At 66.2% G+C, this 25,599-nt stretch carries 19 protein-coding genes; 7 read left to right on the top strand and 12 right to left on the bottom strand.

Features of this window, described 5'->3' with window-relative positions:
- Positions 1-26: 26 nt before the first annotated feature.
- The 3 genes from rpsA to polA form a co-directional block, all read right to left on the bottom strand.
- Positions 27-1,499, bottom strand: coding sequence for a 30S ribosomal protein S1 (gene rpsA, locus AC5RT8_RS02155; protein ID WP_494094056.1), 1,473 nt, complete (start codon positions 1,497-1,499; stop codon positions 27-29).
- Positions 1,500-1,788: 289 nt separating this feature from the next.
- Positions 1,789-3,102 carry a GNAT family N-acetyltransferase gene (locus tag AC5RT8_RS02150; RefSeq protein ID WP_494094055.1) on the bottom strand — a complete coding sequence of 438 codons (1,314 nt, stop codon included), beginning with the start codon at positions 3,100-3,102 and terminating at the stop codon, positions 1,789-1,791.
- 44 nt (positions 3,103-3,146) lie between these two features.
- Positions 3,147-5,780, bottom strand: coding sequence for a DNA polymerase I (polA, locus tag AC5RT8_RS02145; RefSeq protein ID WP_494094517.1), 2,634 nt, complete (start codon positions 5,778-5,780; stop codon positions 3,147-3,149).
- Positions 5,781-5,988: 208 nt separating this feature from the next.
- Between polA and AC5RT8_RS02140 the strand changes: the two genes are divergently transcribed.
- Positions 5,989-6,477 carry a hotdog fold thioesterase gene (locus AC5RT8_RS02140; RefSeq protein WP_494094054.1) on the top strand — a complete coding sequence of 163 codons (489 nt, stop codon included), beginning with the start codon at positions 5,989-5,991 and terminating at the stop codon, positions 6,475-6,477.
- A gap of 437 nt (positions 6,478-6,914) precedes the next feature.
- Here the strand turns inward: AC5RT8_RS02140 and AC5RT8_RS02135 are convergent, their stop codons facing one another.
- Positions 6,915-7,445, bottom strand: coding sequence for a dihydrofolate reductase family protein (locus tag AC5RT8_RS02135; RefSeq protein WP_494094053.1), 531 nt, complete (start codon positions 7,443-7,445; stop codon positions 6,915-6,917).
- A gap of 189 nt (positions 7,446-7,634) precedes the next feature.
- Between AC5RT8_RS02135 and AC5RT8_RS02130 the strand changes: the two genes are divergently transcribed.
- Positions 7,635-8,708 carry an alkene reductase gene (locus AC5RT8_RS02130; RefSeq protein ID WP_494094516.1) on the top strand — a complete coding sequence of 358 codons (1,074 nt, stop codon included), beginning with the start codon at positions 7,635-7,637 and terminating at the stop codon, positions 8,706-8,708.
- A gap of 56 nt (positions 8,709-8,764) precedes the next feature.
- Here the strand turns inward: AC5RT8_RS02130 and AC5RT8_RS02125 are convergent, their stop codons facing one another.
- The 3 genes from AC5RT8_RS02125 to AC5RT8_RS02115 form a co-directional block, all read right to left on the bottom strand.
- Positions 8,765-9,007: a hypothetical protein gene (locus tag AC5RT8_RS02125; RefSeq protein WP_494094052.1), complete on the bottom strand. Its 243-nt coding sequence runs from the start codon at positions 9,005-9,007 to the stop codon at positions 8,765-8,767.
- On the bottom strand, positions 9,004-10,263 hold the full coding sequence (locus tag AC5RT8_RS02120; protein ID WP_494094051.1) for an inorganic phosphate transporter: 1,260 nt from the start codon (positions 10,261-10,263) through the stop codon (positions 9,004-9,006). Before AC5RT8_RS02120 ends, AC5RT8_RS02125 begins: the two co-directional genes overlap by 4 nt.
- A gap of 172 nt (positions 10,264-10,435) precedes the next feature.
- Positions 10,436-10,846, bottom strand: coding sequence for an Hsp20/alpha crystallin family protein (locus tag AC5RT8_RS02115; protein ID WP_494094050.1), 411 nt, complete (start codon positions 10,844-10,846; stop codon positions 10,436-10,438).
- 300 nt (positions 10,847-11,146) lie between these two features.
- Here AC5RT8_RS02115 and gad point away from each other — a divergent pair, with 300 nt between their 5' ends.
- From gad to glsA, 3 genes are read left to right on the top strand one after another with little or no spacing between them, the layout of a single operon-like run.
- Entirely contained in the window at positions 11,147-12,526 is a 1,380-nt protein-coding gene (gene gad / locus AC5RT8_RS02110; protein WP_494094049.1) for a glutamate decarboxylase, read from the top strand.
- A 17-nt stretch (positions 12,527-12,543) separates the two neighbouring features.
- Positions 12,544-14,253 (top strand): glutamine/gamma-aminobutyrate antiporter GadC, encoded by a 1,710-nt coding sequence (gadC, locus tag AC5RT8_RS02105; protein ID WP_494094048.1) that lies wholly within the window; start codon positions 12,544-12,546, stop codon positions 14,251-14,253.
- Positions 14,250-15,200: a glutaminase A gene (gene glsA / locus AC5RT8_RS02100; RefSeq protein WP_494094047.1), complete on the top strand. Its 951-nt coding sequence runs from the start codon at positions 14,250-14,252 to the stop codon at positions 15,198-15,200. Before gadC ends, glsA begins: the two co-directional genes overlap by 4 nt.
- Here the strand turns inward: glsA and AC5RT8_RS02095 are convergent.
- Genes AC5RT8_RS02095 through AC5RT8_RS02085 form a run of 3 tightly spaced genes read right to left on the bottom strand, consistent with a single transcriptional unit; the run spans position 15,197 to position 18,722 of the window.
- On the bottom strand, positions 15,197-15,946 hold the full coding sequence (locus tag AC5RT8_RS02095; RefSeq protein WP_494094046.1) for an IclR family transcriptional regulator domain-containing protein: 750 nt from the start codon (positions 15,944-15,946) through the stop codon (positions 15,197-15,199). The two genes, glsA and AC5RT8_RS02095, sit on opposite strands and share 4 nt — an antisense overlap.
- Positions 15,947-17,830 carry a bifunctional sugar phosphate isomerase/epimerase/4-hydroxyphenylpyruvate dioxygenase family protein gene (locus AC5RT8_RS02090; RefSeq protein ID WP_494094045.1) on the bottom strand — a complete coding sequence of 628 codons (1,884 nt, stop codon included), beginning with the start codon at positions 17,828-17,830 and terminating at the stop codon, positions 15,947-15,949.
- Positions 17,831-17,849: 19 nt separating this feature from the next.
- Positions 17,850-18,722, bottom strand: coding sequence for a shikimate dehydrogenase (locus tag AC5RT8_RS02085; RefSeq protein ID WP_494094044.1), 873 nt, complete (start codon positions 18,720-18,722; stop codon positions 17,850-17,852).
- A 217-nt stretch (positions 18,723-18,939) separates the two neighbouring features.
- Here AC5RT8_RS02085 and AC5RT8_RS02080 point away from each other — a divergent pair, with 217 nt between their 5' ends.
- Positions 18,940-20,289 (top strand): MFS transporter, encoded by a 1,350-nt coding sequence (locus tag AC5RT8_RS02080; protein ID WP_494094043.1) that lies wholly within the window; start codon positions 18,940-18,942, stop codon positions 20,287-20,289.
- A 71-nt stretch (positions 20,290-20,360) separates the two neighbouring features.
- Here the strand turns inward: AC5RT8_RS02080 and AC5RT8_RS02075 are convergent, their stop codons facing one another.
- Positions 20,361-22,019 (bottom strand): ABC1 kinase family protein, encoded by a 1,659-nt coding sequence (locus tag AC5RT8_RS02075; protein ID WP_494094042.1) that lies wholly within the window; start codon positions 22,017-22,019, stop codon positions 20,361-20,363.
- A 157-nt stretch (positions 22,020-22,176) separates the two neighbouring features.
- Between AC5RT8_RS02075 and AC5RT8_RS02070 the strand changes: the two genes are divergently transcribed.
- Entirely contained in the window at positions 22,177-24,438 is a 2,262-nt protein-coding gene (locus tag AC5RT8_RS02070) for a glycoside hydrolase family 3 C-terminal domain-containing protein (protein WP_494094041.1), read from the top strand.
- Here the strand turns inward: AC5RT8_RS02070 and AC5RT8_RS02065 are convergent.
- Positions 24,435-25,529, bottom strand: a complete 1,095-nt coding sequence (locus AC5RT8_RS02065; RefSeq protein WP_494094040.1) for a glycosyltransferase family protein — start codon at positions 25,527-25,529, stop codon at positions 24,435-24,437. The two genes, AC5RT8_RS02070 and AC5RT8_RS02065, sit on opposite strands and share 4 nt — an antisense overlap.
- Positions 25,530-25,599 lie beyond the last annotated feature (70 nt).

The raw sequence follows: 25,599 nt of genomic DNA, 5'->3' as shown, positions 1-25,599 counted from the left end.
TTACCGGACCGCGGAACCTAGGGAAATTAGTTTCCCGTGAGCTTCTCGCGCAGTGCAGCCAGGGCTTCGTCGGAAGCCAGCGTGCCGGCACCCGTCTCGGCAACGGCGGGCTCGGAGGAGTAGCTGGTGGTGCCGGAATCGTTGGATTCCGATGCAGCAGCAATGTCCTCGGAGTTGTGCTGGGCGACCTGCTTCTTGTGGGCTTCCCAACGTGCCTGGGCGTCAGCGTACTGCTGCTCCCATGCGGCGCGCTGTGCTTCGTAGCCTTCGAGCCATTCGTTGGACTCGGGGTCGAAGCCCTCCGGGTACTTGTAGTTGCCGGCTTCGTCGTACTCTGCGGCCATGCCGTACAGAGCCGGATCGAACTCGGTGCCCTCGGGATCGACACCCTCGTTGGCCTGCTTCAGGGACAGCGAGATGCGGCGGCGCTCAAGATCGATGTCGATGACCTTGACGAACAGTTCGTCACCAACGGAGACAACCTGCTCGGCGAGCTCCACGTGGCGGACTGCCAGCTCGGAGATGTGGACCAGGCCTTCGATGCCGTCTTCGACGCGGACGAACGCACCGAACGGAACCAGCTTGGTGACCTTACCCGGAACAACCTGGCCCAGGGCGTGGGTGCGGGCGAAGGTCTGCCACGGATCTTCCTGCGTAGCCTTCAGCGACAGGGAGACACGCTCGCGGTCGAGGTCAACTTCCAGAACCTCAACGGTGACTTCCTGGCCAACTTCGACAACCTCGGAGGGGTGGTCGATGTGCTTCCAGGACAGCTCGGAAACGTGGACGAGACCGTCGACGCCGCCCAGGTCCACGAATGCACCGAAGTTGACGATGGAGGAAACAACGCCCGGACGAACCTGGCCCTTTTCCAGCTTGTTGAGGAACGTGGAGCGAACCTCGGACTGGGTCTGCTCGAGCCAGGCACGGCGGGACAGAACAACGTTGTTGCGGTTCTTGTCCAGCTCGATGATCTTGGCTTCGATCTGCTGACCGATGTACGGAGCCAGGTCGCGGACGCGACGCATCTCCACGAGGGATGCAGGCAGGAAGCCGCGCAGCCCGATGTCGAGGATAAGACCACCCTTGACAACCTCGATGACGGTACCGGTAACGACGCCGTCTTCTTCCTTGACCTTCTCGATGTCGCCCCAGGCACGCTCGTACTGAGCACGCTTCTTGGAGAGGATCAGACGGCCTTCTTTGTCTTCCTTGGTGAGCACCAGGGCTTCGACCTGATCGCCGACGGAGACAACGTCTCCGGGATCAACGTCGTGCTTGATGGAAAGCTCGCGGGAAGGAATGACACCCTCGGTCTTGTAACCGATGTCGAGCAGGACCTCGTCGCGGTCGACCTTGACAACGGTACCTTCGACGAGATCGCCGTCGTTGAAGTACTTGATCGTTGCGTCAATCGCGGCGAGGAAGTCCTCGGCAGTACCGATGTCGTTGATGGCGACCTGCGGGGTACCGGACTTCTCGTTGGTGGTGATGGTCATGTAGTTGGGACTCCGATGTGGAAGTTGTTTGATATTCCGGACTGGTTTCCACTAACCGGCGCCGGCCTAGCGGCCGCCGCAAGCAAGATACTTGCCCAAGTGCAGGCCCTAGGCGCTAAAAATGCCTCTGACACACAGCTTGTTTGTCCGGAGATGGACAGGATGGGTAATAACTCGCGCTATTACGCGCCCGATCAGTCTAGCCGGACGCGCCAACGCAGGTCAAAGGGGCCGGGCCAAAGGCGCGGCGCAGGACTACCCGGATCTTCGGCTTCGCGGCCGCAGCCCACTAGAAATGCGTGCTGCAGTATGGCGCCGGACCGCCGGTGAAGATCCCGTCCAGGACCTCCAGCGCTTTTTCCGGGGCCCGCACTCCCCCGGCGGCGGCCAGGGTCCGGCCGCTCACGGCTCCGAGATACAGCGAACCCAGCGCGGCAATATCCAGTACCGCGTGTGGATGGTCAGGGGATTCAGGTGCGGCACGGACGGTGCCGGTGCCGTCCCGCACTTCCACCAGCCAGGAGCCGGCGGCGAGGCCGAGGGGATCCACGATGTCCAGCACCACGGTGCCGTCGCCGGAATAGCCGCGGGCTTCCAAGGCGGCCTTCGGGTCCAGGATCCTCAACCACAGGACATCATCGACGGAGGTCGACGTGTACCGGCGCCGGTCCGCGAGCATCCACGGCAGCGGATCCTCCACCGGAGCGGCGCCGAAGGTCAGGCGGTCCACCAGGTCCATGGAGCCAAGGTAACGCCACAGCTCGCGGTAGGCTTCGTCGCTTGCAGCCACCAGGTCGGTCACCCTGACGGTGTGCGGCTCGGTCCGCCAGCCCAACGATTTGTACGCAGCGTAGCCGTCCGGCACGCCGTCGGCGTTGTACCGGATCACACCGCGTAGCATCTTGTCCGGTTCGTTGCCTTCCTCGCCCCATGCCCCCGAGGCCCGCAGCGCATAACCGTACTGCCGGCCCAGGGCACCGAAGGTCCGCTCCAAATGGGCCGCGTAAATCTCCGGCGCGAGGTCCAGCAGCTTGCCGCTCTCTGCAACGGCCACCGACCCTGCCCGCGGTGCAGTGAACTCCAGTGAACCGCGCGTATCGAGTTCGACGCCGGCCGTGGAAGTGGCGGCGCCGAAACCGAACCGTCCGTAAATGGTCGCCTCGGAAGCGGTCAGGGCTGCCAGGGCCAGTCCGGCCTGCTTGGCTGCAGCCAGGTCGGAGCTGATCATCCGGCGCAGGATTCCCCGGCGCCGGTGCGTAGGCCGCACGGTCACCATGGTGATGAGGTGCGCCGGCAGCAGTTTCCCGCCGCCGACATTCAGCCGGTTGACCATGGACGCATACGTACCCACCGGCATGGCAGGATCCGTGCCGTACTCCGGTACGTCGTCGTCGTAGACCCCGGTCAGTGTCCGCCCGTCACGAAGGTACGCGTCCACCATCTGCGGCACATGCTTCGGGTCCGTCCGTTCCTCGTGGAAACCCAGCTTGACGGCCTCGAACCAGCCCAGGGTGCGGGAATCCGCGGCGGCCGGATCGGCAGGATCCATCCCCGGGGGAAACGACACCATCCGCAGCCCGTCGGCAGTGCTTACCGTACCCATGCTTCCCCCTTGGTTTCCGGCTGAGGTTTTCAGCAGCGGTGAACTTAGTGCCCGGCCTCGTGCCAGCTGATGCCCTGGCCCACCGAAACATCCAACGGCACGGACAGGTCCGCGGCCGAGCCCATCTGGGCCCGCACCAGCTTTTCCACCGCGTCCCGCTCGCCCGGGGCCACTTCGAGGACCAGTTCATCATGGACCTGCAGGAGCATCCGGGATTTCAGGCCCTGTGCCTTCAGCTCCGCGTCCACCCCGAGCATCGCCTTCTTGATGATGTCCGCCGCGGAGCCCTGGATCGGTGCATTCAAGGCCGCACGCTCGGCCATTTCCCGCAGCTGCCGGTTGTCGCTGGACAGGTCCGGCAGGTAGCGGCGCCGGCCCTCGATGGTGGAGGTGAAGCCGTCCTTGCGGGCCTGCTCGACGACGCCGCGCAGGTAGTCGCGCACGGCACCGAACCGCTCGAAGTAGTCGCGGATCAGGGTCCGTGCTTCATCGACCGGGATGGCCAGCTGCTTGGACAGCCCGAAGGAGCTCAACCCGTAGACCAGCCCGTAGGACATGGCCTTGACCTTGGAGCGCATGGCGCTGGTGACCTCTTCGGGAGCCACGTTGAACACGTGGGAACCGACGAAGCGGTGCAGGTCCTCGCCTTCGCGGAAGGCGGAGATCAGCCCCTCGTCCCCGGAGAGGTGCGCCATGATCCGCATTTCAATCTGCGAATAGTCGGCCGTGAGCAGTTCCTCGTAGCTCTCGCCCACCACGAAGACCTCCCGGATCCGGCGGCCTTCTTCGGAGCGGATCGGGATGTTCTGCAGGTTCGGGTTGATGGAGGACAGCCGGCCGGTGGCGGCGACGGTCTGTGCATACGTGGTGTGGATGCGGCCGTCATCGGCCACGGCCTTGCGCAGGCCCTCCACGGTGGAGCGCAGCTTGGAGGCGTCGCGGAACGCCAGCAGCTGTTCCAGGAACGGGTGTCCGGTCTTGACGATCAGGTCCGTCAGGGCGTCCGCGTCGGTGGAGTAGCCCGTCTTGATCTTCTTGGTCTTCGGCAGGCCGAGTTCGTCGAAAAGGACGGCCTGCAGCTGCTTCGGGGAACCGAGGTTGATCTCCTTGCCGATGATGCGGAAGGCTTCGTCGCTGGCGTGGGTGATGGTGGCACTGAAATCGTCCAGCAGCCGGTCCAGTTTCTCCCCGGATACGGCGATGCCGGCCAGTTCCATCTCGGCTAGGACCTCGGACAAGGGCAGCTCCAGCCCGCCGAGGAGCTGGTTGGCGCCGCGCTCCACCAGCTGGCCGGCGAAGTGCTCGCTCAGCCGCAGCGCTGCGAAGGCCTTGGACACGGCGGGGGTGGCCGCATCTTCATCGCCGAGGGACAGTTCCAGCTGGTTGCTGGCTGCCGCGGCCGGGACAATGTTCATCTTCAGGTGGTACTGCGCCAGGTCCGCCAGCTCGTAGCTGCGCCGGTCCGGCTGGATCAGGTAACCGGAAATGGCAGTGTCATCGACTTCGCCGGCCAGGTGCAGCCCGCGGGCGGACAACGCCTTGTAGGCCTCCTTGAAATCGTGCACCACCTTGGGCGCATCCCGGTCCGCCAGCCAGGCCGCGAGGACCTGCTCGGCCTCGGCGTCGAGCTCCGTGAGCGGCACGTAGGCCGCCGAGGCATCCGTCACCAAGGCAATACCGACGACGTCGCTCGCCCCGGCGGTGCCCTCCGTCACCAACTGCACGGCGGTGCGCGCCTGGTTGGCGGCGCGGAACCAGCCGTCCAGGTCCGCGGCGGCCGTGATGATGCTGTGTTCAGGGGCCTCTACTTCTGCATGCTCGGCACCCTCGCCCTCATCTTCCCCGTAAACGTCGAAGAGCCGCTTGCGCAGGGCGTTGAACTGCAGTGCGTCGAAGAGTTCCTCAATCGCCTCCCGGTCCGGGCGGCGGGCGGCCATGGCGTCCAGGTCCACCGGCAGGTCCAGGTCCCGCAGCAGCCGGTTCAGGCGGCGGTTCCGCTTGACGTCCTCAATGTTCTCGCGCAGGGAGTCGCCCACCTTGCCCTTGATGGAGTCCAGGTTTTCGAGGATGCCTTCGAGGCCGCCGTAGAGCTTGATCCACTTCGCGGCGGTCTTGGGTCCGACGCCGGGTACGCCGGGCAGGTTGTCGGCGCTCTCGCCCACCAGGGCGGCGAGGTCGGAGTACTTGTCCGGGGGAACGAGGTACTTGGCTTCCACGGCTGCGGCGTCCATGCGCGGCAGGTCGGACACGCCCTTCTTGGGGTAGAACACGGTGACATGGTCATCCACCAGCTGGAAGGCATCCCGGTCACCCGAGACGACCATGACGTCCCAGTTGAGGGCGGATGCCTTTTCCGCCAGGGTGGCGAGGATGTCGTCCGCTTCGTACCCGTCCATCGACAGGGTGGGAATGCGCATGGCTTCCATCACCTTGATGATCAGGTCGATCTGGCCGTGGAACTCCTCGGGGGTCTTGTTCCGCCCGCCCTTGTACTCGGTGTATTCCTCCGAGCGGAACGTCGGGGTATCGAGGTCGAACGCGACGGCGACGTGAGTGGGCTTCTCCTCCTTGATCAGGTTGATCAGCATGGAGGTGAAGCCGTAGACGGCGTTGGTGTGCTGGCCGGTATCGGTCGAGAAGTTCTCCGCCGGGAGCGCGTAGAAGGCCCGGAAGGCCATGGAGTGGCCGTCAATCACCAGCAGCCGGTTGTGTCCCCCGGCATTCACGGTTCCCAGCGAAGCAGCTGATGTGCCGGGGGTGCCGCCGGCAGCCGGGGCGTTGCCGGCGCTGCTCTTGCTGTCGTCTTCCGTGGTGCCGTTATTGGTGCTGCTCAGGGGGGTCGTGGCCAGTTTGGTAGATTCACTCACAAATGCAAGCCTAGTTGCCATGAGCGAGATTTTCACGCCGGGCGCTGCCGGCCACGAGGCGGACACCAACCCCCACAAGCAGGAACTTATCGACGCCGGTGTGCCGGAGGAGATGCACGACTGGCTGTCCGCGCACGGTGTCGGGCGGTTGGTGGCCAAGATGGGCATCCGTTTCCTCGAGATGTCGGCTGAGCGGCTCGTCGCCACCATGCCGGTGGAGGGCAACGAACAAGTGGCGGGCATCCTGCACGGCGGCGCGCACCTGGTCCTTGCCGAGACGCTCGGTTCCTTCGGCGCGGGGATCCATGCCGGGCCGGGGCGGCATGCAGTTGGAATTGAAATCGGCGCAACGCATCACCGGTCCGCGTCCTCCGGGCTGGTCACGGGAACGGCCACCGCCGTGCATCTGGGCAACACCCTCACCACGCACGAAGTGGTCATGACCGATGAGGAAGGCCGCAGGCTGTCCACCGCCCGCATCACGAACATGATCCGCGACTCCCGCTAACCGGCGCGGCCGGAACGCGGCGTCTGTGACGCTTCCTATCAGGCCTCTGACCTGCGGGCCGCACAGCTTCCCGCCGAGTGGTGCCTCTGTGCCTGGTGGGACAACAGCAGTCACACCAGCCGCACTGTATGGGACAGCCTGTGCGATCCGGCGGCACGCCCGTCTTCTGTACAGCTGATGCGCTGCAGAGATCGTCTTCTGTACAGCTGATGCGCATTGGCGGTGCGTCAGACAGCATCTGTTGTACGGAAGGCGGAGTGCGGGACGCATCTACTGCACAGAAGCTGGCTGGCGGCAGCGTCTGCTGTACGGAAGGCAGAGGAGGTAAAAGGCAGAACCCGGACGAAGGGGGCAATGAGGAACAGCCCCGAGGGCGGGAGCGCCCAGTCCGGCCCCAGTCCGCCGCTACACAGCACAGGTCAACAAAGTCCCGCTTCCTAGGGTGCCCCCCGTGCACCGAGACCGTAGCAAAGCCGAACGCTGCCGTCCGCGGACTGGCGGGAGCTGAGCAGCAGCGCAGGCCGCTCCGCCGCCAGGGGCAAAAGCGGACGCCCGCGGCCCAACAGGACCGGATGCACCACCAGGCGCAGCTCATCCAGCAGCCCGTGATGCAGGTACTGGCCAGCCAGGTCCGCGCCGCGCAGCCATACGTCCCCCCCGTCGGCCGAGTCCGAAATATCATCCGCGAACTCCCCCACCGGACCCCGCAGGAACATGATGTCCGCACCCGGGACGCCGGGAAACTCGTGATGCGTGTAGACCCAGATAGGCCCGGGCGGACAGTCCCAGGCGCCGCCCTCCCCCAGCTGCCGCTGCAGCCGGGCATAGGTTCCAGCCCCCATCACCACGGCTCCTGCGTTTACCGGTGATTCGGCCACGCGGAACCGACTGTTTGGCCCCTGTCCGGCGTCGTCGTCGGCCGTGAAGCCGTCTAGGGAAACCGAGGCGTAGTACACAGTGCGCACCATTCCGCCATCGTAGCCATCCGGACGGGGCGGAGGTATGGGCTGCGCCACACTCGGCGCAGCCGACGGAATAGGCAACTGAGGCACCGGGTTGCCGCCTATGGAACCACTCTGCCGCTGCAGCCGCTGCCTTCGCAGGCGCAGGCAGCGGCGATCTATAGGAAGAGTTACTTAGTGAACCTGTTTTCCCCCATGACCGCGGGCAGCCTTGAACTGTCCAACCGCCTCGTAATGGCCCCGCTGACCCGCCAGCGCGCCGGACGTGAGGGCATCCCGGGCCCCATGATGGTCGAGCACTACAGCCAGCGCGCTTCGCTTGGCCTGATCGTCAGCGAAGGTACGTATCCCAGCCGTGAAGGGCAGGGCTTCCCCGGCCAGCCCGGGCTGGTGGACCCGGAGCAGCTGGACGGCTGGCGGCGCGTCACCGACGCCGTGCATGAGGCCGGCGGCCGGATCGTCGCTCAGGTCATGCATGCGGGCCGGGTAACCCACCCGAACATCAACGGCGGCGTGGACCTGGTGGCCCCGAGCGCCATCGCTGTGGACGGCATGTCCCACACCTACGACGGCAAGCAGACGTACACGGTGCCGCGGGCGCTGGAAACCGAGGAACTGGCCTCCGTGACCGCTGACTTCGTACGCGGCTCCCGTGCCGCTGTGGACGCGGGGTTCGACGGCGTGGAACTGCACGGCGCAAACGGGTACCTCCTGCACGAATTCCTGTCCCCCGCGGCAAACCAGCGGACCGACAGCTACGGCGGAAGCCCCGAGAACCGTGCCCGGTTCGTCATTGAAACGCTCACTGCCGTGGCCGCCGAAATCGGTGCAGACCGGGTTGGCCTGCGGATCTCGCCCGAGCACAACGTCCAAGGCGCACTGGAAATGGACCCGGAGGATGTTCTGGCCACGTACGGCGCCCTGCTGGATGCAGTAGCCCCGCTCGGCCTCGCGTACCTGAGCATCCTGCACCGCGATCCCGCCGGTGAGCTGGTGCAGGCCCTGCGCACCCGTTTCGGCGGAAAGGTCCTGGTCAACACCGGCTTCGGTCCCCTCACCACCCGTGAGGAAGCCCTGGCGATCATGGAAGACGGACTGGCGGACGCCGTCGTCGTCGGCCGTCCCGCCATCGCCAACCCGGACCTGGTGCGCCGGTGGCAGGAAGACCTGCCGCTGAACACTCCGGACGCCACCACGTTCTACTCGTTCGGGCCCGAGGGCTACACGGACTACCCGTTCTACGCGCCGGAAACGGCGTCGCAGAACTAGCAGCCAACGCCAAAAGGCCCCGGGACCAGCAACGGTCCCGGGGCCTTTTGCCTACCCTAGCTGTGCAGGGCAGGAACGATCAGGTAGATACCGAACAGCACCGCTGCGGCGCTGAGGGCGAAGCAAGCGAAGGCACCGGCCTTCGCCAGGGCGACACGGTTGCGCGGGGTGGAACCGGTTTCGGCATCCAGCGAGACCGCGTAGAGGCGTACCCCGAACGAATAGACGCAGACCACGGTCAATGCGGCCGCCAGGGTGACGCCGAAGACCGTAAGGTAATCCATCCAATGGATGTTCATTTGGAACCTTCCTTGACCTTTGCGGCGACAGCGCCGTTCTTACTGTTCTTGCCCGACTTGCCGTTCTTGCCGTTCTTCCCGTTCTTGCCGCGCCGCTTTTTGATGCGGACAACTTCACCGGCATTTTCAATGCCGCTGACCGCGTTGTCGTGGGTCACGGGGCTGCGGCGGGACCACAGGAACATACCCACGATGGCAAGGGTGCCGGCAACGGCAACCACAATCACGCCCGCGGTGCCCAGGGAGGCGATGAATGCCGCGACGGCGCCCATCAGGGCCGCAGCGGGAAGGGTCAGGAGCCAGCCGCTGGCGACCTTGCCGGCAGTGCCCCAGCGGACCTCCGCGCCCTTGCGGCCCAGGCCCGAACCGATGACGGAACCCGAAGCGACCTGCGTGGTGGAGAGGGCGAAGCCCAGGTGGGACGAGGCAAGGATTGCTGCGGCCGTGCTGGTTTCGGCGGCGAAGCCCTGGGCGGGCTTGACCTCGGTCAGGCCGCTGCCCATGGTTCGGATGATGCGCCATCCGCCGGCGTAGGTGCCGGCAGCAATGGCGATGGCGCAGGCAGCAACCACCCAGAAGACGGGGCCCGTTCCGGACTCCTGCAGGTTGCCGGCAACCAGGACCAGAGTGATGACACCCATGGTTTTCTGGGCGTCGTTGGTGCCGTGTGCCAGCGCCACGAGGGAGGAGGAGAAGATCTGTGCGTAACGGAAACCGCCGCGCTTGCGGGGCAGCTTGTTGCCCGAGTCCGGATCGTGACGGCGGGTGATCCGGTAGGCCAGCTTAGTGGCAAGGTAGGCCACGAAGCCGGCGATGCACGGTGCGATCAGCGCCGGCAGGATCACCTTGGAAAGGAGCACCGAGTAGTCCACGGAACCGAATCCGGCGCCGACAATCGCCGCGCCGATCAGGCCGCCGAAAAGGGCGTGGGAGGAGCTGCTCGGCAGCCCCTTCAGCCAGGTGATCAGGTTCCAGATGACCGCACCCATCAGACCGGCGAAGATCATCACCGGCGTGATCTGGATCCCGCCCTCGCCCTCCTTGATGAGTCCGCCGGAGATGGTCTTGGCGACCTCCGTGGAAAGGAAGGCACCTACCAGGTTCAGGACAGCCGCCAGGGCGACGGCGGTTTTCGGTTTGATGGCACCGGTGGCGATGGGGGTTGCCATCGCGTTGGCAGTGTCATGAAAACCGTTGGTGAAGTCGAAGAATAATGCCAGCGCGATCACCAGCGCGACCATGAGGGTGAGGTCCACCACATACCCTAACTAAAGACGAGTGAAAGAATCCGCGCCGCGGGTCCTGTCTCGACACGTGTTGAAGTGCCGACACCCGCTCTGCGCCAGATTGATCGTATGCGCTCAGGCAGGTACTGGCCAAAGTGGTGAATGTGCCCTTGATCTCCCGGCCCGGACTTAGGGGCCGGATCTAGCCCCGCGAGACGGGAACCTTGGTGGACGAGGGGCCGGACTCGGGGACCGGCACGCGGATCTCCAGGACGCCGTCGTTGTACGTGGCCGTGACGTTGTCCTGGCTTGCGCCGGAGGGCAGCGCTATATCGCGGGTGAAGGAGCCGTAATGGAACTCGGAACGGTATCCGTGCCGTCCCTTGTGCTCGGTGTGTTCCTTCCGCTCCCCCTTGATGTGCAGGACCCCGTCGCTGACAGTGACATCCAGGTCCTGTTCGGGGTTGAGGTTTGGCAGTTCGGCCCGGACCACCATGTCCGAGCCGTCCTGGTACTCCTCGACGGGGAATGCCGGAACCTCCCAGTCCCCCTCGAAGAACCTGCGGACCTGGTCCGGCAGTTCGAAACGCTCGCGCCGTGCAAGTGAAGCCATGGGAATCTCCTTCTCTCCTGCCCGTCCCGGCAGCCGTTGGGGTGCGGGTACAGGGTAGGAATCAGCGGTGCGGCAAGGGTACGTCCGGCACGGGCTGAGCCTCAATGAAAAACCGCAAAAACCGCGGACGGGCACTGTCTTTACAGCCACTTTGGGCCCTGAGCCGCGCAGGCCGGGGCGAAACCTAGTATCGGATTTTCGGCCCGCGTATAGTTTTTTGCGCGCAGCCCTGTGAGGTGCCTACCGCCGTTCACTACGGCCTGATGCCGGTAGGCACACCGTCGATGAGAGGCTTCCAAAATGGCGCAGAATAATCCTGATTCGCTTTCCGTCAATCCACTTTTTGCCCGGCCGGGCGAGGCGACGGCCGCCCCTAAGTTCCGGTTGAATGACAGTGAAATGCTGCCGGAAACGGCATACCAGATTGTCCACGACGAAACCATGCTGGACGGCAACGCCCGGTTGAACCTGGCGACCTTCGTCAGCACCTGGATGGATGACCACGCGAACCGGCTCTACAGCGAGACGTTCGACAAGAACATGATCGACAAGGACGAATATCCGCAGACTGCGCAGATTGAGCAGAACTGCTGGCGGATCCTCGCCGATCTGTGGCATTCCCCCTCCCCGGAGAACGCCATCGGCACCTCGACCGTCGGTTCCTCCGAAGCCTGCATGCTCGGCGGACTCGCGTTCAAGCGGCTCTGGCAGCACCGCCGCCGCAGCGAGGGAAAACCGGCGGACAAGCCTAACCTGGTGATGAGTTCAGCCGTGCAGGTGTGCTGGGAGAAGTTCTGCAACTACTTCGACGTGGAGCCGCGGCTGGTACCCATCAGTGAAGAGCACAAATGCCTCGACGGCTTCGAGCTGGAGAACTACGTCGATGAGAACACCATCGGCGTCGTGGCCATCATGGGGGTGACCTACACCGGCATGTACGAGCCGGTACAGCAGATCGCCGCCAAGCTCGATGAAATCCAGTCCTCCACCGGCCTGGACATCCCCATCCATGTCGACGGAGCGTCCGGCGCCATGATCGCTCCGTTCATCCAGCAGGATCTGGAGTGGGACTTCCGGCTGGAACGCGTCCACTCGATCAGCACCTCCGGGCACAAGTACGGGCTGGTCTACCCGGGCCTGGGCTGGGTGGTGTGGCGGGAGCGGCAGTGGCTTCCGGAAGACCTGATCTTCTACGTCAGCTACCTTGGCGGCGACATGCCCACGTTCGCGCTGAACTTCTCACGACCCGGTGCGCAGGTGGTCCTGCAGTTCTACTTGTTCCTCCGCCTGGGCCGGGACGGCTACGCCCGGATCCAGCAGTCCTCGCAGAATGTGGCGCTGCATCTGTCCAGCTCCATCGCCGAACTGGGGCCGTTTGAACTATGGAACGACGGCTCCGATATTCCGGTGTTCGCCTGGCGGTTGAAAGAAGGGCACACCGACAAGTGGAACCTATACGACCTGGCGGACCGGCTCCGGACCAGGGGATGGCTCGTGCCCGCCTATCCCCTGCCGGACAACCTTTCCAACCTGACGGTGGAACGGATTGTGGTCCGCAACGGGCTCAGCATGGACCTGGCGGACAGGCTGGTCGCGGATATCCGCCGCGAAACCACGTACCTGGAACAGCTGAGCGCTCCTATGCCCCGTGAGTCGGAGCATCCCGGATTCCATCACTAATCGAGGAGGTGGGCTGAATGAGCGATTCGAAGGCAGCATCTTCCGCCGCAGATCAGCAGCGGGCCAAGTCGAAGCAGAATGCCTCCATCACCATCGGCGCCCTGGCGGTGATGAACATTGTGGCGGTGGTCAGCCTCCGGGGACTTCCGTCGGAGGCGGAGTACGGCCTGAGTTCCATTTTCTACTACGTCCTGGCCGCCGTCGTCTTCCTCGTTCCGGTTTCCATCGTGGCTGCAGAGCTGGCCACCGGCTGGCCGGAAACGGGAGGGGTGTTCCGCTGGGTAGGCGAGGCCTTCGGACCCCGCTGGGCGTTCCTGGCCATGTTCATGCTCTTCATCGAGGTCACTATCTGGTTCCCCACCGTGCTGACGTTCGGCGCGGTTTCCCTGGCCTACACCGGGGAGAACCAGAACCTGGACTCGCAGCTGGCGGGCAACAAGCTTTTCGTCCTGGCTGTGGTCCTGGTGGTGTACTGGCTGGCCACGTTCATTGCCTTCCGCGGCGCGAAGGCCTTTTCGCGGGTGAGCCAGTGGGGCGGCATCATCGGCACGATCATCCCGGCGGCCATCCTGATTGTGCTGGGCTTCGCCTATTTCTTCGCCGGTAATACCCCGCAGATCCAGATGGGGTGGGGCGAACTCATCCCCGACTTCGGCAACTTCTCCAACGTGGTGCTCGCGGCGTCGATCTTCCTCTTCTACGCCGGCATGGAAATGAACGCCATCCACGTGAAGGAGGTCAAGAACCCCACCCGCGATTATCCGATAGCCGTGCTGACCGCTGCGGCAGGAACCGTACTCATCTTTGTGCTGGGAACGCTGGCCATCGCGTTCGTAGTGCCGCAGGCCGACATCAACCTCACGCAGAGCCTGCTGACCTCCTACAATGACATGTTCGAGTGGGCCGGCATTGGCTGGGCGGGTCCCATAGTCGCCTTCATGCTGCTGATCGGCGTGCTTGCAGGCGTGGTGACCTGGGTGGCCGGGCCGTCCACCGGCATGCTCGCCGTGGCGAAGGCCGGGTACCTGCCCCGCTTCTGGCAGCACACGAACAAGAACGGAATGGGAACCCACATCCTGTTCTTCCAGGCCTTCATGGTCACCGCGCTGGGGCTGACCTACGTGGTGCTGCCCTCGGTGCAGGCCGCCTACCAGATCCTGAGCCAGCTGACGGTGATCCTGTACCTCATCATGTACATGCTGATGTTCGCCGCCGCGATTTACCTGCGCTACAGCCAGCCCAACCGTCCCCGGCCCTACCGGGTGCCCGGCGGCGACGTCGGAATGTGGATCATCGGCGGGGTGGGGTTCCTCGGTTCGCTGATGGCCTTCGCCTTCAGCTTCATCCCGCCGGACCAGATCTCGGTGGGATCCCCGGCAGTCTACGTGGGCATCCTCGTGGGCGGCGCGGTGGTGATGGTGATCCTGCCGTTCGTCATCTATGCCTTCCGCAAACCGCACTGGCGGGACCGGGCCAGCGAATTTGTTCCGTTCACCTGGCAGATAGAACATACGCATCCGGGGATGGTCACCGAGTCCAGCATTTCCACCCAGCAGCTGACCCGGGAAGCCGAATCCTCCGGGTCCCCGCTGACCTATTCGCAGGACGGGGACGACGACGGCGGCGGGCAGGGGGAACCTGCAGCCGCGGCGCAGGCCCCGGTTCCGGCGGCGCCGTCGGGCCGCCGCCGTGGCAAGGGACGAAGCGGCGGGAGCTCGGCCGTATGAGACTCGAGACTTCCGCGATTGACGCTGCCGTGCGGACGGCCTATGCGGACCATCGGAACGATTCGGAGGGGAAAAACGCCGACTATATCCCCTACCTGGCATCGGTAAACCCGGACCTGTTCGGGGTATGCGCCATGACCGCCGACGGAGAGTTGTTCGAAGCCGGTGACACCGGCTTTGAGTTCGCCCTGGAGTCCATTTCCAAGGTGTTCTCCATGGCCTGGGCGATGGAGCAGGTGGGACTGGAAACCTTCCAGGAAAAGGTCGGAGCGGACCCTACCGGGGAACCGTTCAACTCGGTGATCTCGGTGGCGCTGCATGGCAACACTCCGGTGTCGCCGCTGGTCAACGCCGGGGCCATGTCCACGGTTTCCCTGATTCCCGGCGATAACGCCGAGGACAAGTGGGAGGCGATCCTGCAGGTCCAGAGTGCCTTCGCGGGCCGGCGGATCAGCCTGAGCGACGAGGTCAATGACTCCGAGCAGTCCACCAACTTCCACAACCGGGCCATTGCCTGGCTGCTGTATTCGGGCGGCACCATGTACTCGGATCCGATGGAAGCCTGCGACGTATACACCCGGCAATGTTCCACCCTCGTCACGGCACGGGACCTGGCCGCCATGGGAGCGACCATCGCCAACAAGGGAATCAATCCCCTGAGCGGCGACCGGGTGGTGCAGGCGGCGTTCGTTCCGGCCATACTCGCGGAAATGACCATGGAGGGGATGTATACCGCCTCCGGCGACTGGGCCTACCGGGTCGGGTTGCCCGCCAAGTCCGGGGTGGGCGGGGGCGTCCTTGCCGTCATGCCCGGGAAACTGGCACTCGCCGCGTTCGCGCCGCCGCTGGACGAGGTCGGCAACAGCGTCAAGGCGCAGCGGGCCGTAGCGCAGGTTGCCGCCGCACTGGGCCTGAGCATTTACAAGGCCAGCGAGTACACCGACTAACCCAGGTCCCGGCCTATCCGGTCCGCGGCGGCGCGCAGCGGCGGAATCACGGTCTCCTCCACGTGCTCGGAACTGTGCAGCTGCAGCGACACATTGGCGGCCGCTACCACTGTGCCGTCGCCGCGCCGGACCGGGACGGCCACGCCCCGCAGTCCGTCCTCCAGCTCATCCGCCACCCGCGACCAGCCCCGCTCGCCGGCCCGGTGCACCGCGTTACGGAGGTCCTCCACGGTGCGGACGGTATGGGCGGTGTAGGGCAGCAGCTCAACGGCGCTGAAATAGGCTTCCCGCTCCGCATCCGGCTGGGCCGCCAGCAGGACCCTGCCCATCGACGTGGCCCAGGCCGGAAACCGTGTCCCTACATTCACGGCAACCCGCACCAGCCGCGGAGAGGTAATCCTCGAAACGTAGACAATGTCGGTCCCGTCCAGGATGCAGAGGGAAGTCGTCTCGCCAAGGTCGGACGAGAGCTGCTTCAGATGCGGCTCGGCGACAGAGGGCAGGGAAAGATGGGACAGGAACGAGGCCCCGATATCCAGGGTTCGCGGGGCCAGCCGGAAGGTGTTCCCGTCCGAGTGCAGGTAGCCGAGGTCCCGGAGCGTGAGGAGGAACCGGCGGGCGGCGGCCCGGCTGATCCCCGCGGCCGCAGCGGCCGTGCTGACCGTATGTTCGGATACGTCCAGGGTGAAGGTGCCCAGTACGGCAAAGGCTTTCTCCACCGACTTCACGTAATAGTCGGTTTCCACTTAACCCGCCGCCCGTTTCGGATCCCGGGACGCGAGGTACTGGGAGGCCAGACGCACGGGCGCATTGGGGGCGCCGTACCCTTCGTAGCCGCCGCGCCGCTCCACAACTTCGAAGAACACGTTGCCCACGGTGCCTGTATAGAAGTGGAGGAACTCGCCGTCGCCGTCGCGGTCATAGAGCAGGTTCAGGTCCTGCAGTTCGGCCAGGAACGCCGGATCCAGCCGGTGGCGCGCCGCGAGGTCCTCGTAGTAGTTGGCCGGCACCGGCAGGAACTGCAGCCCCCGTTCGGCGGCCTGGCGGGCCGTGGCAACCAGATCGGTGGAGGTAAAGGCCACATGCTGCGGATACTCCGCACCCCCCGGCTCCGATTCCACGGCCAGCGGGGCAATGTTCAAGGCCAGCCGGACGGCACCGTCGGCGCTGCGCATCACCTGGCTGCGGACCAGCCCCATGGGACTGGGAACCTCCTGTGAGGCAATGGGATTCAGCGAAAGCGTGGATTCGTAGAAGAGCACGGCTTCATCGAAGTGCTGCCAGGGCTGGGACAGGTTGATGTGGTCAATGGCCGAAATCAGCGGCGGCGCGGGATCGGCGGCGGGTGCTTCCGCGCCTGCCTGCACCGCAGGTCCGAACTCGTCCGCCCACGCGGCCGTGCCGTCGGCGGTGGCTTCGCAGAGGAATACCTCCGTGGAGTCCGGCGCGAACACGGCCTGGAGCACCTGCTCGTCCGCCTGGCTGCGCCGGTCCACCGGCCTGGCCTTCAGCTGCACGGCGCGCGATGCTGCGGCCTGCGGGTCCTGCACATCCAGCCCCAGCGCCGAAATGCCCGGTTCCATGCCGCCGGCCTGCTGTCCGTTGATGATCACCCGCGCCGTCCCGGAGGTCCACAGCTGCACGGGTTTGGTCCGGTGCCGGCCCGCGAAGGTGAACCCCAGCTGGTACAGAAGCTCGGAGACCGTGTCCGGGCTCCCGGCCTTGACCTCGGCGAAGTTGAACCCGGTGGGCTCGGCTACGCCCGGCAGGGTCGCGAGGGACATCGGATAGGTCGTGCCGCCGTCGTGCCGGGTGAGGTAGGAGGCCGTACGTTCCTCCAGCCAGATCAGGGAGCGCATGGCGTCTACTGCGGTGCGGTCCTCGGCGGTCTGCCGGAACACGTCGTTGAAGATCTCCAGGGAGACGGGCCCGTCATAGCCGCTGCGGACCAGGTGGGCCATGAACCGCACCAGGTCGAAGGAACCCTCGCCCGGGAAGACCCGGTAGTGCCGACTCCAGGAGAGGACGTCCAGGGACAGTTCCGGCGCGTCGGCCAGTTGGACGAAGAAGATCTTCTCCGCCGGGATTTTTTCGATGGCGGCCGGATCCCAGCCGCGGGAGAGGATGTGGAAGCTGTCCAGGCAGGTGCCGATCTGCGGGTGGTCGGCCAGGTCCACAATGCGCTGGGCATGCTCGAAGTCATTCACGAAGCGACCCCAGGCGAGGGCTTCGTAGGCGACCTTGATCCCGTAGCCGGCTGCCAGCTCCCCCAGCCGGCGCAGGTGGTCCGCTGCGACTGCGTCGTCGTCGACCGTCGCCGTACCCACGTTGCTGCACAACAGCATGGTCCGGATGCCCAGCCGGTTCATGAGCTCGAATTTGGCCCGGGCCCGGGCCAGGTTGGCTTCCAGCTCGGGGGGTTCCACGCCCTCGAAGTCGCGGAACGGCTGGTACAGGTCCAGGGACAGTCCCAGCTCCTCCGCCAGGGCGCGGATCTGCTCCGGGCTGGACGGGGAGACCAGGAGGTCCGGTTCGAAGATTTCGATGCCGTCGAAACCGGCATCGGCGCAGGCCCGCATTTTCTCCTCGAGGGTCCCGCTCAGGCAGACGGTGGCAATTGACGTGCGCATGATGCTCCGGTTCCGGCCTTCAGCGGCCCTGGCTGATCAGTTCGTGGAAGTGCTCGAGCATCCGTGCCGCATCGGGCCGGATGCCGGTAATGAGTTCGAAGGCGTCCACTGCCTGGCCCACGGCCATCCGGCCGCCGTCCAGCACCCGGCAGCCCCGTGCCCGGGCTCCGCGGATCAGTTCGGTCTCCACCGGCCGGTACACGACGTCGGCCACCCACTGGGAGGGGTCGAGCAGGTCCAGGTCCACGGCCACGCCGGGATGGGAATGCATTCCGACCGGTGTGGCGTGGACCAGGCCGTCGGCCCCGGGCAGGACGGCGGAAAGGTCAGCCGGCGTACCGGCGGTGATCCGCTGGTCCGGGAAGAGCGCCGACAGCGCAGCGGCACGTTCCGCGGCACGCAGCGGATCCAGGTCCAGCAGGGTCAGCCGTCCGGTGCCTGCCTTAAGCAGGGCGTAGGCCACGGCCGCACCGGCCCCGCCCACACCCAGTTGGACCACGGAATTCAGGGCTGCACCCGGAAGCCCGTCGGCCAGTGCTCCGCCGAAGCCGGAGAAGTCGGTGTTGTCGCCGATAAACCTGCCGTCGCGGATCAGGACAGTGTTGACGGCCCCCAGCCGGGCGGCGTCCTCGGACACGGCATCCAGTTCAGCCAGGACCAATTGCTTGCAGGGGTGCGTAACGTTGAAGGCATTGAAGCCCAGGTCCCGCCCGGCACGCAGCAGCGCGCCGACGTCGGTTCCCGGCCGTCCCAGGACGGTGAGGTCTATGGGCCGGTAAATGTAGCGAAGGCCTTGATGATCGGCTTCTCTCTCATGCATGGGAGGAGTGAGTGAAGCAGTGATGCCTTCGCCGATCAATCCGACCACGAATGATTCCTCGGTGCCGCTCATGGTGCTGTTCCTTCCGGTGCATAGGTGGCGGGACGGTCTTCCTTCAAATTCCGGTGGCTTCCGCCACGGCTTGCCGGTCCCCCAGCTGTGGGCTACATTACTTCAAGCGTACGGAGAATGCACACAAGTGCGCATAGCGCACAGCTTCTGCGTCCGTGCAGTTCCGTAGGCAGCAGCCCTGCCCCCCACTTCCTCAGCCCATGTCAGGAGAGATGCAATGGACGCATCCGCCCCCGCTGGACCAGCAACGGGCACCAAGACCCCGCGCAAGGCCGCCACTGCCAGCTTTATGGGCAGTGCCGTCGAGTACTACGACTTCTTCATTTTCGGTTCCGCCGCTGCGCTCATTTTTCCGCGCGTGTTCTTCCCGGATGCCGACACCCAGGCCAGCGTCATGTCCTTGGCCACCTTCGGCTTCGCCTATATAGCCCGTCCGGTCGGGGCCGTCATCCTCGGCCACTTCGGTGACCGGGTGGGCCGGCAGAAGGTCCTGATGTTCACCCTGCTGCTAATGGGCGGGTCCACCTTCCTGATCGGCTGCCTGCCGGACTTCGACACAATCGGCTGGTGGGCGCCAATCCTGCTGGTCTTCTGCCGCCTGATGCAGGGCCTTTCGGCCGCGGGCGAGCAGGCCGGAGCCAGCTCCATGACTCTTGAGCACGCACCGGACAACCGCCGCTCGTTCTTCACGTCCTGGACGCTCACCGGCACCCAGGGCGGCCAGATCCTTGCCGCACTGGTCTTCATCCCCGTGGTCGCCCTGCCCGATGACATCAAGTACGGCATCGGCTGGCGCATCCCGTTCTGGCTGAGCGCCGTCGTTGTCATCGTCACCTACTTCATCCGCCGCTCCCTGCATGAAACCCCCACCTTCACCGAGGCCAAGGAACGCAACGAGATCGTGAAGCTGCCGGTGGGCGTCCTCCTCAAGGACCACTGGCGCGACGTGCTGCGCGTTATCTGCTGCGCCTTCATTGCCGCGGTCTCCACCGTGTACGGAACGCTGGCCATCAAGTACGGCACCGAAGTGGGCAACGTGGACGCAGACATCACGCTCTGGCTGGTAGTCGCCGGCAACGCCGTCGCACTGGTGACGCAGCCGCTGTTCGGCCGCCTCGCCGACCGGATCGGACGCCGCCCCGTCTTCATCTACGGCGCCGTGTCCAGCGCCGTGATTATGCCGTTCTATCTGCTGTCCATGGAGTCCGGCAACACACTGCTCCAGTTCGCTCTCTCCGTTGCCGTCTTCTCCTGCGGCTACGCTGCGGCGAACGCCGTCTGGCCGTCCTTCTACGGTGAAATGTTCAGCGCCAAGGTCCGGTTCTCCGGCCTGGCCATCGGCACGCAGCTCGGCTTCCTGATGGCCGGCTTCGCGCCGTCCATCGTCGCGGCCATCGGCGGCCTCGAGCCCGGCGGGTGGGCGGTGACGAGCATCTTCACCGCCGTCATCTGCGCCATCGCCGCGGTTTCCGCTCTCACCGCCAAGGAGACGGCCCATACTCCGACGGCGGAACTGGGCCTCGAGAAGGGCAGGGCGGCCGCCGCGGTGCGGCCGGCCGGGGCATAGGCCTTCCCTTCGGCAGTCCACGCAGAACCGGTCGGGCCGGGGCGGAGATTCCTCCGCCCCGGCCCTTCCTTTTACAGGCCCCGCAGCCGGGCCCGCCGTGACGCCCAGGCGATGTAGCCGCCCAACGCCGCCGTGGATGCCAGCCCCGCACTCATCAGCGGTGCCTGCCACGATTTCCACCGGGACGAATCCCCCAGCGTCAGCTCCCCCACACCGCGGATAAACGCCGAGGCAAAAATTGCCGCCACCAGCCGGTTACCCACCCGCTCCAGCCGCATCACCAGCGGCAGCAGTTCCTCGCCGCGGAGGTGGACTTCGACTCCCTCTATCTCCAGGGTGTTGAGCAGCCTGCGCGCCTGGTCCGGCAGTTCCGCTCCCAGCTCCAGCACCTCCGCCCCTGCGCGGCCGAGTTTGCGGGCGTAGTTCACGGGGTTCAACTGCTGAAAGGCCATCCTCCGGGCATAGGGGGCCAGGGTGGGGCCCAGCCGGAACCGGGGATCCAGCACTTCGCCCATGCCTTCGGTCATGATGAGCATCCGCAGCAGCATGGCCATTTCGCGGGGAAGCTGGATGTGGTGCGTCCGCAGGATGCCCAGTCCGGTAGTGATGATGGCACCCACCGGCGCACTGGCCAGGTCCTTCCCCGAATACAGGCGGATCAGCGGGCCCAGGTCCATCCGCAGCTTCACCCGGTTCACCCGCACCCCGGAGGCACTGATCCGCACCAGGGCATTGGCCATCCGTTCCGGGTCCTTGCGCACGATGCCGATGAACAGGGCCGACAGCTGGCTGCGCAGCTTCTCGTCCACCTCCCCCACCATCCCGAAGTCAATCAGTCCCACCCGGCCGCCGGGCTCCACGAAAAGGTTTCCCGGATGCGGGTCCGCATGGAAGAAACCGTCCTCGAAGACCATCTTCATTTCGACGCGGGCAGCAGCCACCGCGAGCGCCGGACGGTCGATCCCGGCGGCGTCCAGCGCGGCCACATCCGTAACCTTCATCCCCCTGAGCCGGTCCATGGTCAGGACGCGGGAGGTGGTGTGGTCCCAGTACACCCTGGGAATGGTGATGGCGGCATCGTTGGCGAAGTTGGCGGAGAAACGGTCTGCGTTGCGTCCTTCCTGGAGGTAGTCCAGCTCGGAGCGGAGGGTGGCGGCGAATTCGTCCATCAGCCCGGTGATGTCATAGTCCCGGGCCGCTTCCCAGCGCTTGCCGGCGGCATTGGCCAGGTTCTGCAGGATCTCCAGGTCCTGGTCCACCTGTGCGGCGACCCCGGGCCGGCGCACCTTGACCACCACCTCCCTGCCGTCCTTCAGTGTGGCGGCATACACCTGCCCGATCGAAGCGCTGGCCATGACGGCGGTATCGAAGGAGCCAAAGACCTCCAGCGGATCCCTGCCCAGTTCCTGCCGCAGCTCCTCGGCGATCTGCGGCCACGGTACCGCTTCGGCACTGTCCTGCAGCTTCGCCAGCTCCCGCTGGTAGCCGGGCGGCAGCAGGTCGGGGCGGGTGGAGAGCAGCTGGCCGATCTTCACATAGGTGGGGCCGAGTTCCTCGAGGGCCGAGCGCAGGTACTGGGGGCGGGTGCGCGGCCGTCCGGCCGGATCCGGGGCAGGCTCCCGGCGGAAGGGCAGCCTGCCCTCCAGGCCGAGGGCAGACACCAGGAAGCCCAGGCCGTTGCGGGAGAGGATCTCGGCGATCTGCCGGTAGCGGTCAAGCTGGCTGATCATGGTCTGCTCCGTCTCCGCGCCCGGGCGGGCCGCGTTACCGAAACACTAGCGGGCGGACGGCTTCCGCCGACAGGCCCGGTTCCGTGTACCGCCGCTGCACCAGGCCAGGATCGTGATGCTCTTCCGGCCGGTGCCGCCGCCCCCTAGACTCCGGCGCATGCCGAATTCCGAGCCTCCCCCGCCAAACGTTCCTCCGCTTGCGCAACGGGTCTCCGCGCTCCCGCCGGACGACAGGCCGGCACTGCTCTCCGGGGCGTCCTTCTGGACCACTGTTGCTGCCCCTGCAGCAGGACTCCGGTCCCTGGTCCTGGCGGACGGTCCGCACGGTGTCCGGCGTCCGCGCAGCGATACGGAGCCGGGAATCGGTGATTCTCTGCCGGCCACCTGCTTTCCGGCAGAGTGCCTTACCGCCTGTTCCTGGGATCCGGACCTGCTGGCCCGCCTCGGGGCGGCGACCGCCCGGGAAGCGGCTGCGGCACGCGTGGATGTTGTCCTGGGTCCCGGGCTGAACATCAAGCGCACACCCCTGTGCGGACGCAACTTCGAATACTTCTCCGAAGATCCGCTGCTGTCCGGGGCCCTGGGGGCCGCATGGACCAGGGCGCTGCAGTCCGAGGGGGTGGCCGCCTGTCCCAAGCATTTCGCCGCGAACAACCAGGAAGCGGACCGGATGCGCGTTGATGCCGAGGTTGATGACCGCACCCTGCACGAGATTTACCTCAGGGCGTTTGAAACGGTGGTCCGCACGGCACACCCGTGGACACTGATGGCGGCCTACAACAAGGTGAACGGCATACACGCCGCGGAGAATGCCTGGCTGCTGGAGACGGTCCTGCGCGGCGAGTGGGGGTTTGACGGCCTGGTGATGTCCGACTGGGGTGCCGTCACGGACCGCGCAGCGGCGCTCGGCGCCGGACTGGACCTGGAGATGCCGGCCAGCGGCGGCCTGGGGCTGGCCGAACTGCAGGCAGGCCTGGACGCCGGCACCGTGAACCGGGACATGGTGGATACCTCCGTGGCCAGGCTGCTGCAGCTGGCGGACCGGACGGCGTCACCGGCGGGCGGGCCGGTGGACCACGCCGGGCATCACCGGCTGGCACGGGAAGCGGCAGCGTCGTCCATGGTGCTGCTGAAAAACGACGGCGGCATTCTCCCGTTCTCGCCGCAGCTGCGGCTGGCCGTGGTCGGCGAGCTGGCACGCACGCCGCGGTACCAGGGAGCGGGCTCCTCACAGGTGAACCCCACCCGGGTGAGCGTTCCGCTGGAGGTCCTGGCGGAGCGGACCGCGGCGGCCGTCTTCGCGGCCGGCTACCGGCTCGACGGAACCCCGGAGCCGGAGCTGATCGCAGAAGCGGAAGCCGCCGCGTCAGCCGCAGACGCGGTGCTGTTCTTCCTTGGCCTGCCGGCGGATCGGGAGTCGGAGGGATTTGACCGCCCGGACCTGCGCCTGCCGGAGAACCAGCTGGCGGCCCTGCGCGCGGTGACGGCGGCGAACCCCTGGACAGTAGTGGTCCTGTTCAACGGAGGCGCAGTGGAAACGGGGTGGGCCGACCAGGTTCCGGCAGTGCTCGAGGCATGGCTGCCCGGCCAGGCCGGAGGCGAAGCGCTCGCCGACGTCCTGCTGGGAGAGGTCAACCCTTCCGGAAAGCTGGCCGAAACCTTTCCGCGCCGAATCGAGGACACCCCCGCGTATGGAAACTATCCCGGCGAGGCAGGCACCGTCCGCTACGGCGAAGGGGTGCTGGTGGGTTACCGGTGGTACGACGCCAGGGATATCGCCCCGGCCTTCGCCTTCGGACACGGCCTGTCCTATACCAGCTTCGAGTTCAGCAACCTGGTCCTGAATCTCACGGATTCGTCCCTGACGATCGAAGCGACCCTGACCAATACCGGGTCCCGCGCCGGCGCTGAAGTCCTGCAGCTGTACACAGGTGCGCCGGCCGGACCCGCGATCCGGCCGCCGCGCGAACTTCGGGCCTTCCGCAAGGTATTCCTTGAGCCCGGCGCTGCAGCTCCGGTTGCCTTCACCCTGCCGCTGACGGCACTGGCACGGTTCGACCCGGCGTCGCACCGGTGGGTCACCGACGCCGGCACCTACCGCATCGACGTCGGATCCTCCTCCCGCGACATCCGGCTCAGCGGAACGGTGGACGTGCCCGGCACGGACGGGGGCCCAGACCTCACCCTTGATTCCCCGATCGCCCAGTGGCTGGCGCATCCCCTTGGAGCGCAGCTGCTGGCAGGACCGGACCCGGAGCAATCCGGGCCCGGCGGCACGGCCGAGGCACTGGCAATGATGGGCAGCCTCCCCCTGCGCCGGCTGGCCCGGTTCCCCGGCAGCCCGCTCACGCCGGATACGCTGGCCGCCCTGGAGCAGGCGCTGCGGGCGGGCGCACCGGAGCAGGACGGTCCCCGCTAGAGCAGGGAGCGGTACATCGCTTCGTGTGCGGCGGCCACCTGCCGGCGCTCGGCGGTCCGTTCCTCCCGGCTCAGTCCGGGCCACAGCCGTGACTCGTGCACCTGCTTGAGTGCGTTGGCCAGCGACTGGGCGTCGATCCCGCCGTCGTCGTGGACGAACTCGGTAACGGCGGCCCGCTGCTGGGCATAGAAACCGCAGGAGGGTGCCAGGACATGGGTGCCCAGGTCGGTGCAGGCCTCCAGCCAGCCGGAGTGGGTGCCGAACCGGTACGGCAGCACGGACACGTCCAGGCTGGAGAGGTAGTCCCACAGTGCAGGTTCGTCGAAGTAGTCCCGGACCTGCAGCTCCAGCCGCCCGGCATCGGCTGCTTCGGTCAGCCAGCGGTACAGTTCCGGGCGGAACTTGTCCCCGCCGGGAGTGAGGATGTCCGGGTGCCCGTTGACCTGCAGCACGGCGCCGGGCAGCTGCTCCACGGCCTCGAGCAGGTCCGGCAGGATTGCGCCCTCCATCATGTTCGGTCGAAGGCTCTTCAGGTGGACCCCGACGCGGAACTCCTCCCGGGGACCGGCGGCGAGGCGCTGCGCCTGGCGGTGCGCGAGTTCCTCCAGCCCGACCACGTGCGGGTGCGGCAGCACCTGCGGGCGCCGGCCCCAGCGGCGTTCGACGACGTCGGCCGCCCCGGTGGTGAGCGTGACCAGCGCGTCCGCTGCGGGAATCAGCACGTCCAGCTGGGCGTCGTGCGCCTGAGGCGTGAGGTGGTGCGGATTGCGCAGGTCGTGGACCGTGTAGACCAGCGGTTTGCCCTGGGCCTTCAGCTCGGCGGTCACCGCCTGCAGGTCTCCGGGGGAAATCGCGTCAAAGCCGAAGTGGATGTGCATCAGGTCGAAGCTGGCCGCGTTTTCCCGGATCCAGCCGGCGTCCAGCATGACCGGCGGCCACCATGTCGCTTCGGTGGACTGGCCCGGGTTCCGGGGATCGGGGTCCGGCAGGCGCACTACCGGGTTCGGTTCCCCCGGGACGGCCCCGGTGTGCCGAATGTAGACCTGGCTGTGCGGCACCGATGCCACCCTGATGATCGAACCTTCCGGCACACCTGCTCCTTCTCCGCGGGAAAAACCTTCTTCAGTATACTTAGCATTTTGGGCGGCCAGAGCGGGCGCC

The sequence above is a fragment of the Arthrobacter sp. Ms25 genome, assembly GCF_059090365.1.
The sequence above is the reverse complement of the archived record's forward strand: the minus strand, read 5'-3'. Positions and strand labels throughout refer to the sequence as shown.

What these genes read in the sequence shown, in the direction of transcription:
- rpsA (WP_494094056.1), bottom strand. Translation starts at nt 1,499, where the DNA reads ATGACCATCACCACCAACGAGAAGTCCGGTACCCCGCAGGTCGCCATC.
- AC5RT8_RS02150 (WP_494094055.1), bottom strand. Translation starts at nt 3,102, where the DNA reads ATGGGTACGGTAAGCACTGCCGACGGGCTGCGGATGGTGTCGTTTCCC.
- polA (WP_494094517.1), bottom strand. Translation starts at nt 5,780, where the DNA reads ATGGCCTTCCGGGCCTTCTACGCGCTCCCGGCGGAGAACTTCTCGACC.
- AC5RT8_RS02140 (WP_494094054.1), top strand. Translation starts at nt 5,989, where the DNA reads ATGAGCGAGATTTTCACGCCGGGCGCTGCCGGCCACGAGGCGGACACC.
- AC5RT8_RS02135 (WP_494094053.1), bottom strand. Translation starts at nt 7,445, where the DNA reads ATGGTGCGCACTGTGTACTACGCCTCGGTTTCCCTAGACGGCTTCACG.
- AC5RT8_RS02130 (WP_494094516.1), top strand. Translation starts at nt 7,635, where the DNA reads ATGACCGCGGGCAGCCTTGAACTGTCCAACCGCCTCGTAATGGCCCCG.
- AC5RT8_RS02125 (WP_494094052.1), bottom strand. Translation starts at nt 9,007, where the DNA reads ATGAACATCCATTGGATGGATTACCTTACGGTCTTCGGCGTCACCCTG.
- AC5RT8_RS02115 (WP_494094050.1), bottom strand. Translation starts at nt 10,846, where the DNA reads ATGGCTTCACTTGCACGGCGCGAGCGTTTCGAACTGCCGGACCAGGTC.
- gad (WP_494094049.1), top strand. Translation starts at nt 11,147, where the DNA reads ATGGCGCAGAATAATCCTGATTCGCTTTCCGTCAATCCACTTTTTGCC.
- gadC (WP_494094048.1), top strand. Translation starts at nt 12,544, where the DNA reads ATGAGCGATTCGAAGGCAGCATCTTCCGCCGCAGATCAGCAGCGGGCC.
- glsA (WP_494094047.1), top strand. Translation starts at nt 14,250, where the DNA reads ATGAGACTCGAGACTTCCGCGATTGACGCTGCCGTGCGGACGGCCTAT.
- AC5RT8_RS02090 (WP_494094045.1), bottom strand. Translation starts at nt 17,830, where the DNA reads ATGCGCACGTCAATTGCCACCGTCTGCCTGAGCGGGACCCTCGAGGAG.
- AC5RT8_RS02085 (WP_494094044.1), bottom strand. Translation starts at nt 18,722, where the DNA reads ATGAGCGGCACCGAGGAATCATTCGTGGTCGGATTGATCGGCGAAGGC.
- AC5RT8_RS02080 (WP_494094043.1), top strand. Translation starts at nt 18,940, where the DNA reads ATGGACGCATCCGCCCCCGCTGGACCAGCAACGGGCACCAAGACCCCG.
- AC5RT8_RS02075 (WP_494094042.1), bottom strand. Translation starts at nt 22,019, where the DNA reads ATGATCAGCCAGCTTGACCGCTACCGGCAGATCGCCGAGATCCTCTCC.
- AC5RT8_RS02070 (WP_494094041.1), top strand. Translation starts at nt 22,177, where the DNA reads ATGCCGAATTCCGAGCCTCCCCCGCCAAACGTTCCTCCGCTTGCGCAA.